Source organism: Rhodococcus sp. NPDC059234 (genome assembly GCF_042754225.1).
GTDB lineage: Bacteria > Actinomycetota > Actinomycetes > Mycobacteriales > Mycobacteriaceae > Rhodococcus_G.
On record NZ_JBHZAH010000154.1, the window covers coordinates 1 to 9,786 of the forward strand.

Consider the following 9,786-nt stretch of genomic DNA (forward strand, 5'->3'; position numbering starts at 1 on the left):
GGGCACGAAGCGCGTTACCGCGGCAGCGGGGGGAGCGGGGGCAGTCCGGGGATCGGCTGCGGCCCGGGCGCCGGCGCCGCCGGCGCGGGCGCCGGTGCGGCCCGGACCGAGCCGTCGCTGACGTAGAGCGTGATCGACGAGCCGGGCACGGCAGAGCCTGCCGGCGAGGTGCTCAGCACCGTGCCCTTGGCGCCGTCACCCGCGGTGGTCACGGCATTGACGCCGAAGCCCGCGGCCTTGAGTGCGCTGGTGGCCTGGGCCTGGTTCATCCCAGCGACATTCGGAAGCTGGGCGTTCTGCGACCCACGCTGGTACTTGGGGTCGATCGGCGGTAGCGCTGTCGGGCCGAAGTTGTTCACGACGGGGTTGACCGCGGTGAACCAGGCCTTGGCGGGTTCGTTTCCGCCGTAGACGTTGCCGTCGCCGCACTGCCGCAGGGGGGAGGTGCAGATTTCCCGCGGGTTCGGCGAGTCGGCGTAGACGTACACCGAACCCGCGAGGTTGTTGGTGAAGCCGAGGAACGCCGAGGACATGTGCGACTCGGTGGTTCCCGTCTTGCCGGACATCGGAAGGCGCCACCCCGCGGCGCCCGCCGCGGCCGCCGAGGTGCCGCCGGCCTGGTCGTCCTTGCTCATCGCGTTCGCGAGCGTGTCGGCCAGGCCCGGCTCGACCACCTGCTCGCAGGCCTGCTGCGTGATGGACACCGGCTTGCCGTTGCGGTCGACGATCGAGTCGATCGGCGTCGGCGGGCACCACTTGCCGTGCGAGGCCAGCGTGGCCGCCACGTTCGACAGTTCCAGCGGGTTGATCCAGGTCGGACCGAGTGTGAACGAACCGAGGTTCTGCTGCTTCTGCATGTCCGCCATGGACTGGCCGTCGCCCTGCCCGGACGATCCGGGCTGCGCGTACGACCGCATGCCGAGCCGGACCGCCATGTCGACGGTGGGGGTGACGCCGACCTGCTCGATCAGCTTGACGAACGCGGTGTTCGGCGACTGCGCCAACGCGTCGGTCACCGAAAGCGACGCTGGGTACTTGCCGGCGTTCTCGACGCAGTACATGGTCGCGGGGCAGCCCTTGGCGCCGCCGTAACCCATGCCCTTCACCTCGACCCGGCCCGGGACCTGCAGGACCGCGCTGGTGCCGAGGCCCTTCTCCATCGCCGCGGCTGTGGTGAAGATCTTGAAGATGGACCCGGCGCCGGTGCCGACCAGCGAGTACGGCTGCGGTTGCACGGTCTCGTTGATCGCCCCGTTGAGGCCGTAGTTGCGGCTGCTGCTCATGGCGAGGATGCGGTGTTCGTCCTGGCCGGGCTTCACGATGTTCATCACCTCGGCGACGCCCTCGGTGGTGGGGCTGGCGGTGCCGGTCAGCGCGTTGTGTGCGGAATTCTGGACCGCGGGGTCGAGGGTGGTCTTGATGAGCAGGCCACCCTTCTCGACCTGCTCGCGACTGATGCCCGCGTTGGCGAGGTACTGCAGCGCGTAGTCGCAGAAGAAGCCGCGGTCGCCGGCGGCGATGCAGCCGCGGGGCAGGCTTTTCGGCTCGGGCAGCACGCCGAGCGGCTCGGACTTGGCGGCGCGGATCTCGTCGGCCCGGTCCGGGATGTTCGCGATCATGGTGTCGAGCACGGTGTTCCGCCGCTCGAGCACGCCCGACGAGTTGGTGTACGGGTTCAGCGCCGAGCTGGACTGCACCATGCCGGCGAGCATCGCGGCCTGGGTGAGATTCAGGTCCTTCGCGTCGACCCCGAAGTAGGTCTGGGCAGCGTCCTGGATGCCGAAGGACGCGTTGCCGAACGGGACCAGGTTCAGATAGCGGGTGAGGATCTCGTCCTTGGTCAGCTTCTTGTCGAGCGTCAGCGCCATCCGGATCTCGCGGATCTTGCGGGCCGGCGTGGTCTCGATCGCGGCCCGGCGCTCGGCGTCGGTCTTCGCGACCACCAGCAGCTGGTAGTTCTTCACGTACTGCTGGTCGATCGTCGACGCGCCCTGCTGGAGCTGGCCGCTGGTGGTGTTGGTGAGGAATGCCCGCACCGTGCCCTGCCAGTCGACGCCCTTGTGGTCGGCGAAGCGGCGGTCCTCGACGGACACGATGGCCAGCTTCATGTCGTTGGAGATCTTGTCGCTTGGCACCTCGAATCGCCGCTGCTCGTACAGCCAGGCGATGGGGTTTCCGGCGGAGTCGACCATCGTCGACACGGCCGGCACGTCACCCTCCACCAGTTCGGCTGAAACGTTGTCGACGGTGTCGGCGGCCCGGTTCGACGCGATCCCGAACCCGCCGGCCAACGGGAACATCACACCCGCCAGGAGTGCCCCGGCCAAGGCCGTGCATCCGGCGAGCTTCGCGACTGTCTTTGCGATCGGCACTCAGACAGCGTACGTGGCCCCGCAGTCGACTCACACGCGCGTGACCAGCCTGTCTGTCCTGGATGCACGTCCGTACCAAAAAAGTCGCCCAGGCACTTGCGCAAGGCGTTATACATTGCCTAAATTGTGACCCAGTGTGATAGAGATAACACTGGTTCAGGAATGTGGCGTAACTCGCTCATGGTAGCGAGAACGGGCACTTCCAGAGCGTCAGCGAGGGCGACGCTTTGTACTGCAGGAGGGGCAGAAGATGACCGTGACAACCCCGGGCCACCGGTTGGATGTTGAAGAGGCCGAGGCTCGAATCGCATGGGTCACGCAGGCACGATGCCGGGCGGTTGATCCCGATCAGTTGTTCGTGCGCGGCGCGGCGCAGCGCAAGGCCGCCACCATCTGCCGGCACTGCCCCGTGCTGATGCAGTGTGGCGCCGACGCCCTCGACAACCGGGTCGAGTTCGGCGTGTGGGGCGGGATGACGGAGCGTCAGCGCCGCGCGCTGCTCAAGCAGCACCCCGAGGTCGAGTCCTGGGCGGACTTCTTCGAGGCTCAGCGGCACCAGGCTTCTGTCGTCTGAACGAATGAACTTTTGCCGCTGGCCGGGATCTCAGGATTCCGGCCAGCGTGCTGTCCTGGACGCGTCGAGGCCACGCGGGTTTCACGCTCGTGACGGCGTCACTGTTGGAGCCGGAAGTCGGCGAAGTCGAATCCCGGCACCACCACGCAGCTGACGAGCGCGGGTTCGTCCCCGGTCGGTCGCGCCCGCTGCCAGTGCCGTGCCGGAACCACGAGTTGTGGTGCCTGGCCGGCGAGCAGGTCCGCGCCGAGTAGCAGTTCGGTCGCCGGTCCCGGCTCGTCGCCGTCGCCGCCGAGGTCCAGCTGCAGTGCACCACCGCGATGCCAGAGCCAGAGCTCGTCGCTGCAGACGGTGTGCCACGCGGACTGCTGGCCCGGTAGCAGCAGGAACAGGATCGCGGTTCCTGCGGAGCGGGCGTCCGGATGGTCGGGCAGGGCGGCCGCGGGAATGGTGACGTCGCTGCGCCACGTCTCGCGATACCAACCGCCCTCCGGGTGCGGGGTCAGGTCCAGCGAGTGCGCCCATTCGGGCAGTTCGGCCATGTCACCGATCATCGCAGCGTCGTCCCGCGCTGTCCGGGCGACGCCGCGTTCCCTCCTCGAGTTATATGCTTGCCGATAGGCAATCAATTCGAGGGGTGCGGGATGACGAACGGTCCGTCCGAGGACGAGGTCACCAGGCTGAAGATCGCGCTGGCCCGGATCTCACGACTGGTCGACCGGCAGGTGTCCGGCGGTGGGCTCACCCGTACGCAGCTCTCGGTGCTGGGCACAGTCGCGCGGCTCGGACCTCTCGGCGCCGGCGCCGTCGCCGAGGTCGAGGGCCTGAATCCGACGATGCTCTCCCGCGTCATCGGCAAGCTCGAGGCCGACGGACTGCTCTCGCGCTCCGCCGACCCCGGCGACCGTCGGGCAGTGCTGGTCCAGGTCACCGCGGCTGGTGAGGAGTTGCACCAGCGGCTACGTCGCGAGCGGACCTCCTTGTTCACCGAGGCGCTGACCCGACTGCCGCACACTCAGACCGAGTCGCTGCTGGCGGCGCTGCCCGCGGTCGAAGCTCTTGCCGAGCAGATGTTCGCGCCCCGCCCGGCGGTCTCGTCCACCCCGGCCGCCGTGGACGACGGTTCGGTGCGGGCATGAGCGCCCTGGCCGGCGCCCGGCGGGCAACGTTCTCGTCCCTGACCGTTCCGAACTACCGGTTGTACTACTCCGGCCAGGCCGTGTCGATGATCGGCACCTGGATGCAGACGGTCGCGCAATCCTGGCTGGTGCTCCAGCTGACCGGATCCGCCACCGCGCTCGGGCTGGTGGTCGCGCTGCAAACGCTGCCGGTGCTGCTGCTGGGCCCGTACGGCGGCGTGGTCGCAGACCGGGTGGACAAGCGTCGGCTGATGATCGGGCTGCAGTCCATGATGGGCGTGCTCGCGCTGACCCTCGGCGTGCTGACCGTGACCCACACGGTGACGTTGTGGCAGGTGTACGTGCTCGCGTTCCTGCTCGGTCTCAACAACTGCTTCGAGAATCCCGCTCGCCAGGCCTTCGTTCTGGAGATGGTCGGTCCCGAGCACCTGCACAACGCGGTGAGCCTCAACTCGGTGCTGGTGAATGCGGCGCGCGCGATCGGTCCCGCCGTCGCGGGCATCGTCATCGCTACGGGCGGACTCGGGATCTGCTTCCTGATCAACGCGGTCAGCTTCGTGGCGGTGGTCGCCTCGTTGATCAGGCTGGACGGCTCCGCGTTGCGGCCCTCGCCGCCCGCGCTCCGCAGTCCCGGCCAGCTGCGAGAGGGCCTTCACTACGTCCGGCGGACCCCGACGCTGCTCGTGCCGCTGCTGATGATGGCGCTGGTCGGGTGCCTGGCCTACGAGTTCCAGGTGGTCCTGCCGGTGGTCGCGCGCACCACGTTCGACGGCGACGCCCAGGTGTACGGCTTCATGACCGCGGCGATGGGGGCCGGTGCCGTGGCGGGTGGACTGTATGTCGCGGCGCGCGGACGCACCGGCGTCGCGGCGCTGATCGCCTCGTCGACGATCTTCGGCGTGGTCATCGCGGCGGCCGCACTCGCGCCGACGTTGTGGCTCGAACTCGTTGCGTTGGTGCTGGTCGGTGCCGCCAGCGTCAGCTTCCTGGCCACCGGCAACAGCACCCTGCAACTCGAGGCCGCCCCCAGCATGCGCGGCCGGGTGATGGCACTGTGGTCGGTCGCATTCCTCGGATCCACGCCGATCGGCGGACCCATCGCCGGTGCGGTGTCGCAGCAGTTCGGCGGCCGCGTCGGCCTCATGATGGGTGCGGTCGCCTGCCTGGTCGCGGCCGGGCTCGGCGCGATGGTCCTGCGCCAGGCCCGACGTCCGGAGTTCGCCGACGAGCCTGTGCCGGTTGCGGTCGAGTCCGTGCCCGGGAGCGCCGTGCCGCAGCCGGCTACGCCCGACCGGTGAGCTGATCGGCGACCGCACGCAGGGCTTCGAGGTCGGAGACCTCGAACGGCAGCGACGGCACCCCGACGATCGGGACCCGCGGGTGAGCGCCGGTGAACCGGCCGAGCAGCCGCAGTTCCCGCTGCGCGGTCCGGGCCCGTTCCGCGTGAATCCGCAGCACCGCCACGGCCAGCGGGTGCTCGCCGCGCTCCTTGAGCAGGTCGGCGGCGGCGACCGCGTGGTCCGCGGGCAGTGAGCTCAGCGTCGGGTGGGTGCGGTTGAGCACCAGGCCCGCCAGCGGCATCCCCTCAGTGGAGAGCCGGTCGACGAAGAACGACGCCTCCCGCAGCGCGTCCGGCTCGGCCGCGGCGATCACCAGGAAGTGCGTCCCGTCGGCGCGCAGCAGCTCGTAGGTGCGGGCGGCCCGCTCCCGGAATCCGCCGAACATGGACTCGAAGGACTGGACGAACGCCGACGCGTCCGAGAGCATCTTGCTGCCCACGATGGTGTTGACGGCCTTGAGGGCCAGTCCCATCGCGCCGGTGACCAGGCGCCCGATCCCGCGTCCGGGGGCCGAGAGCATCCGGATCATCCGGCCGTCGAGGAATGCGCCGAGCCGTTGGGGGGCGTCGAGGAAGTCCAGTGCGTTTCGCGACGGCGGCGTGTCTACGACGACCAGGTCCCACTCGTCGCTGGCGGCGAGCTGGCCCAGCTTCTCCATCGCCATGTACTCCTGCGTGCCGGAGAACGACGTCGCGACGGTCTGGTAGAAGGGGTTCGCCAGGATCTGCTGGGCCTTCTCCGGCGTCGAGTGCTCGAGCACCATGTCGTCGAAGGTGCGCCGCATGTTCAGCATCATCGCGTGCAGTTCGCCGGTCGCGCCGGGTCCGAGCGGCACCGGCTGCGGGGTGTTGTCGAGCTCGCGGACCCCCAGCGCCTGCGCCAGCCTGCGGGCCGGGTCGATGGTGAGCACCACGACGCGACGGCCCTCCTCCGCCGCCCGCAGCGCCATCGACGCGGCAGTCGTGGTCTTGCCGACGCCCCCGGCACCGCAGCACACCACGATCCGCGACTTCGGATCGGTGAGGATCGCGTCGACGTCGAGCGCGGCCGTCACCGGACACCCTGCTCGGCGAGCTGCTCGGCCAGCTCGTACAGCCCGCCGAGGTCGACGCCGTCGGTCAGTGCGGACAGGTGCAGTCGCGCGACGTCGAGCTCGTCCAGCTCGATCGCGCTGTCGTCCTGGGCGGCGAGGGTCGCGGCGTTCTCGATGCTCTCGGTGAGCAGTCCGGCGAAGTCCGCGTCGGAGAGGGTGATGCCAGCGGCGTCCAGGCCGGCCTTGACCGCGGCGGCGTCGATGCGTCCGGCCGCGGCCTCGGCCATCGTCTCCGGTGGCAGGTACGCGGTGCCGCTGCGATTGACGATCACCGTGCCGAGCCGCAGGTCCGCCGCCTCGAGCTCCTGCACGGCGTCCGCGGTCTCCTGCACCGGCAGCGCCTCGAGCAGAGTCACCAGGTGCACCATCGTCTCGTCGGAGTGCAGCAGCCGCACCACGCCCTCCGACTGCGAGTGCACCGGACCCCCCTTGGCCAGGTCGGCCATCGCCTTCGTCACGTCGAGGAAGCTACCGATCCGGCCGGTCGGCGGCGAATCGACCACCACCTCGTCGTAGACCGGGACCCCGGACTTGTCGGTGCGCACCACGCACTCCTTGATCTTGCCGGTGACCAGCACGTCGCGCAGGCCCGGCGCCAGGGTGGTCGCGAACTCGATGGCCCCGATGCGGCGCATCGCGCGGCCCGCGAACCCGAGGTTGTAGAACATGTCGAGGTACTCGAGGAACGCCGTCTCGATGTCGAGGGCCAGGGCGAACACCTCGCCACCGCCGTCGGCGGTCGCGATCTTGGTCTCGGCGTGCGGCAACGGCGGCACGTCGAACAGCTGGGCGATGCCCTGACGGCCCTCCACCTCGACGAGCAGGACACGGCGACCGCCCGCTGCCAGTGCCAGCGCCAAAGCCGCTGCGACCGTGGACTTCCCGGTGCCTCCCTTGCCGGAGACGAAGTGCAACCGGGCCTTGTCCGCCTTGGCGGGCCACTCGTATACGGGTGCGTTCGCAGGTGCTGCCACCCCCCGAGCCTATAAGTCGCGGTGCCCGACAGTGATCCGACTAGGCTCACCGGCATGAGCGAATTGACTACCTGGGAATACGCCACCGTGCCGCTGCTTACCCACGCCACCAAGCAGATCCTCGACCAGTGGGGTGCGGACGGCTGGGAGCTGGTGTCGGTGCTGGCCGGCCCGACCGGCGAGCAGCACGTGGCCTACCTCAAGCGGCCGAAGGCATGACCGACTGGTCGGCGCGCCTCGCCGAACTGCGTATCGAGCTGCCCCCGGTGGCCGCCCCGGTGGCCGCGTACGTGCCCGCCGTGCAGAGTGGGAACCTCGTCTACACCTCCGGTCAGCTGCCCTTCGTCGACGGCGAGTTGACGCTGACGGGCAAGGTCGGCGGTGCGGTCGACGCGGACGCCGCCAAGAGCGCGGCGCGCACGTGCGCGCTCAACGCCCTCGCCGCGATCGACGCGCTGGTCGGACTGGACTCGGTGGTCCGGATCGTCAAGGTCGTCGGCTTCGTCGCCTCCGCGGAGGGCTTCACCGGCCAGCCCGGCGTTATCAACGGCGCGTCCGAGCTGATCGGCGAGGTCTTCGGAGACGCCGGCGTGCACGCCCGGTCCGCGGTCGGGGTCGCCGAACTGCCGCTCGGTGCGCCCGTCGAGGTGGAAGTCATCGCGGAGGTGCGCTGACCTCATGACCACCGCACACCCGGCGTACGCGCAGCTGCGACAGGTCACCCCGATTGCGGCGGTGATGCTCGAGAACAATCCCGGCATGATGACCCTCGACGGCACCAACACCTGGATCCTGCGCGCCCCGGGCCGCGAGGAGATCGTCGTGGTCGACCCCGGCGAGGCCGATGAGGAACACCTGCTGCGAATCGCGGAGGTCGGTCCGGTGGCGTTGACGCTGATCACGCACCGGCACCGCGACCACACCGAGGGCATCGACCGGTTCGTCGGGCTGACCGGGTCGCCGGTGCGCGCTGTGGACCCGCAGTTCCGCAGGCACACCGACGCGGGCCTGCCCGACGGCGAGCTGATCGAGGAGGTCGGCCTCGCGATCCGGGTGCTGCGGACCCCGGGACACACCAAAGACTCGACGTCGTTCGTGATCGAGGGGGAGGGGTCGGTGCTCACCGGCGACACCATCCTCGGCCGTGGGACGACGGTCCTGGACTCGACCGACGGCGATCTCGGGGACTACCTGTCCTCGCTGCGGTCGCTGATCGACCTCGGCGCCGGACGGACCGTCCTGCCCGGGCACGGCCCGGACCTGCCCGACCTGCAGTCGGTCGCGCAGGCGTACCTCGCGCACCGGGAGGAGCGGCTCGACCAGGTGCGGGCGGCCCTCGAGACGCTCGGTCACGACGCCTCGGTGCGGCAGGTGGTCGAGCACGTGTACTCGGACGTCGACCGGAAGCTGTGGCCGGTCGCCGAGCAGTCGGTGCGGGTGCAGTTGGACTACCTGAGGCGCTGACCGAGGCGCCGCGGCGGGCGTACCGGGGACTGTGGGGCCGCGTGACGAGAGTGACGCGTCTCCGGCAGTCGCCGTGTGGGACGGGGTCGGGAACCTGCCGCTGGGACCGACCAGCCTCGTCGGCCGCCGCGAGTTGGCCGAGGCGCGCCGCCAGCTGTCGGAGTCTCGGATCGTGACGTTGACGGGGATGGGTGGGGTCGGCAAGGCCCGGCTCGCGCTGTGGCCGGCCGCGGACTGACGTCGGGCATTCGGACGCCTCGGGGCGGCAGGTGGTCGGGCACGTGCGCTCGGACGGTCGACGAGAAGCTGTGCCGGTCGGGCAGTCGGTGCGGGTGCAGTTGGCCTACCAGCGGCGATGACCCATTAGTCCCGTTCACCGGGACCTCCCTTGATATGTGTTGTGTTTCACACTTTCTCTGAACTCGGGACAATGTGCGCTGGTGGTGGGGGTGTCGGTCGAACGGCCGACGGCGGAGGCGCCTCGGGTGCGGGTTTCTCGTGCTGCGATCGGTCGCGCGTGCCTGTAGACATCTGTGCGGCGGGCGCAATCGTGCGCTGCGTCACACCCCCCAATGAAGGAGCAGTGCGCGTGGGATCCCTCGACAACCTCACCGACCAGAACGGCATCGTGCAGCTGGTCGGCATGTTCGGCACCGTTCTCCAGCTCAACACCGGCAGTGCCGGGAGCACCCCGGCCTGAGAGCTCGTCCCCGCGGACGGTGGGTGAGCGCTCGGGATGACCATCCGAGGGGGGCGGTAGTCCCGAGCGCGCGATCCGGCCGTCGAGTCGTGTGACTCCAGGAGAAGAGGCGGCCCACCCCTGTGGGGGC

11 protein-coding genes are annotated in these 9,786 nt (G+C 69.8%); 7 read left to right on the forward strand and 4 right to left on the reverse strand.

Features of this window, described 5'->3' with window-relative positions; translation table 11 throughout:
• Window positions 1–14: 14 nt before the first annotated feature.
• The gene (locus ACFXGJ_RS22500) at window positions 15–2,372 is read right to left on the reverse strand and encodes a penicillin-binding protein (RefSeq protein WP_378625071.1); all 2,358 of its coding nucleotides are present in this window, start codon (window positions 2,370–2,372) and stop codon (window positions 15–17) included.
• Window positions 2,373–2,622: 250 nt separating this feature from the next.
• Here ACFXGJ_RS22500 and ACFXGJ_RS22505 point away from each other — a divergent pair, with 250 nt between their 5' ends.
• Complete coding sequence (locus tag ACFXGJ_RS22505; RefSeq protein ID WP_378421315.1) at window positions 2,623–2,946, forward strand: WhiB family transcriptional regulator; 324 nt, start codon at window positions 2,623–2,625, stop codon at window positions 2,944–2,946.
• A gap of 98 nt (window positions 2,947–3,044) precedes the next feature.
• On the opposite strand, the gene ACFXGJ_RS22510 is transcribed toward ACFXGJ_RS22505, so the two are convergent.
• The gene (locus ACFXGJ_RS22510) at window positions 3,045–3,488 is read right to left on the reverse strand and encodes a cupin domain-containing protein (protein ID WP_378625073.1); all 444 of its coding nucleotides are present in this window, start codon (window positions 3,486–3,488) and stop codon (window positions 3,045–3,047) included.
• Between the two features lie 102 nt (window positions 3,489–3,590).
• Between ACFXGJ_RS22510 and ACFXGJ_RS22515 the strand changes: the two genes are divergently transcribed.
• Both ACFXGJ_RS22515 and ACFXGJ_RS22520 read left to right on the forward strand, forming a co-directional pair.
• Window positions 3,591–4,085 (forward strand): MarR family winged helix-turn-helix transcriptional regulator, encoded by a 495-nt coding sequence (locus ACFXGJ_RS22515; RefSeq protein ID WP_378625076.1) that lies wholly within the window; start codon window positions 3,591–3,593, stop codon window positions 4,083–4,085.
• Window positions 4,082–5,383: an MFS transporter gene (locus ACFXGJ_RS22520; protein ID WP_378625079.1), complete on the forward strand. Its 1,302-nt coding sequence runs from the start codon at window positions 4,082–4,084 to the stop codon at window positions 5,381–5,383. Before ACFXGJ_RS22515 ends, ACFXGJ_RS22520 begins: the two co-directional genes overlap by 4 nt.
• Here the strand turns inward: ACFXGJ_RS22520 and ACFXGJ_RS22525 are convergent.
• Together ACFXGJ_RS22525 and ACFXGJ_RS22530 are read right to left on the reverse strand one after the other, a co-directional pair.
• Window positions 5,367–6,479, reverse strand: coding sequence for an ArsA family ATPase (locus ACFXGJ_RS22525; protein ID WP_378625082.1), 1,113 nt, complete (start codon window positions 6,477–6,479; stop codon window positions 5,367–5,369). The genes ACFXGJ_RS22520 and ACFXGJ_RS22525 overlap by 17 nt on opposite strands.
• A complete protein-coding gene (locus ACFXGJ_RS22530; protein ID WP_378625085.1) occupies window positions 6,476–7,492 on the reverse strand; it encodes an ArsA-related P-loop ATPase in 1,017 nt (338 codons plus the stop codon). Before ACFXGJ_RS22530 ends, ACFXGJ_RS22525 begins: the two co-directional genes overlap by 4 nt.
• Before the next feature lie 54 nt (window positions 7,493–7,546).
• On the opposite strand from ACFXGJ_RS22530, the gene ACFXGJ_RS22535 reads away from it, so the two are divergent.
• The 4 genes from ACFXGJ_RS22535 (at window position 7,547) to ACFXGJ_RS22550 (ending at window position 9,194) form a co-directional block, all read left to right on the forward strand.
• Entirely contained in the window at window positions 7,547–7,711 is a 165-nt protein-coding gene (locus tag ACFXGJ_RS22535; RefSeq protein ID WP_142095047.1) for a DUF4177 domain-containing protein, read from the forward strand.
• The gene (locus ACFXGJ_RS22540; protein WP_378625089.1) at window positions 7,708–8,166 is read left to right on the forward strand and encodes a RidA family protein; all 459 of its coding nucleotides are present in this window, start codon (window positions 7,708–7,710) and stop codon (window positions 8,164–8,166) included. The genes ACFXGJ_RS22535 and ACFXGJ_RS22540 overlap by 4 nt, the downstream gene beginning before the upstream one ends.
• A 4-nt stretch (window positions 8,167–8,170) precedes the next feature.
• Complete coding sequence (locus ACFXGJ_RS22545) at window positions 8,171–8,956, forward strand: MBL fold metallo-hydrolase (protein WP_378625092.1); 786 nt, start codon at window positions 8,171–8,173, stop codon at window positions 8,954–8,956.
• Window positions 8,957–9,029: 73 nt separating this feature from the next.
• Window positions 9,030–9,194 carry a hypothetical protein gene (locus ACFXGJ_RS22550; protein ID WP_378625095.1) on the forward strand — a complete coding sequence of 55 codons (165 nt, stop codon included), beginning with the start codon at window positions 9,030–9,032 and terminating at the stop codon, window positions 9,192–9,194.
• Window positions 9,195–9,786: the final 592 nt, after the last annotated feature.

What these genes read in the sequence shown, in the direction of transcription:
- ACFXGJ_RS22505 (WP_378421315.1), top strand. Translation starts at nt 2,623, where the DNA reads ATGACCGTGACAACCCCGGGCCACCGGTTGGATGTTGAAGAGGCCGAG.
- ACFXGJ_RS22510 (WP_378625073.1), bottom strand. Translation starts at nt 3,488, where the DNA reads ATGGCCGAACTGCCCGAATGGGCGCACTCGCTGGACCTGACCCCGCAC.
- ACFXGJ_RS22515 (WP_378625076.1), top strand. Translation starts at nt 3,591, where the DNA reads ATGACGAACGGTCCGTCCGAGGACGAGGTCACCAGGCTGAAGATCGCG.
- ACFXGJ_RS22520 (WP_378625079.1), top strand. Translation starts at nt 4,082, where the DNA reads ATGAGCGCCCTGGCCGGCGCCCGGCGGGCAACGTTCTCGTCCCTGACC.
- ACFXGJ_RS22535 (WP_142095047.1), top strand. Translation starts at nt 7,547, where the DNA reads ATGAGCGAATTGACTACCTGGGAATACGCCACCGTGCCGCTGCTTACC.
- ACFXGJ_RS22540 (WP_378625089.1), top strand. Translation starts at nt 7,708, where the DNA reads ATGACCGACTGGTCGGCGCGCCTCGCCGAACTGCGTATCGAGCTGCCC.
- ACFXGJ_RS22545 (WP_378625092.1), top strand. Translation starts at nt 8,171, where the DNA reads ATGACCACCGCACACCCGGCGTACGCGCAGCTGCGACAGGTCACCCCG.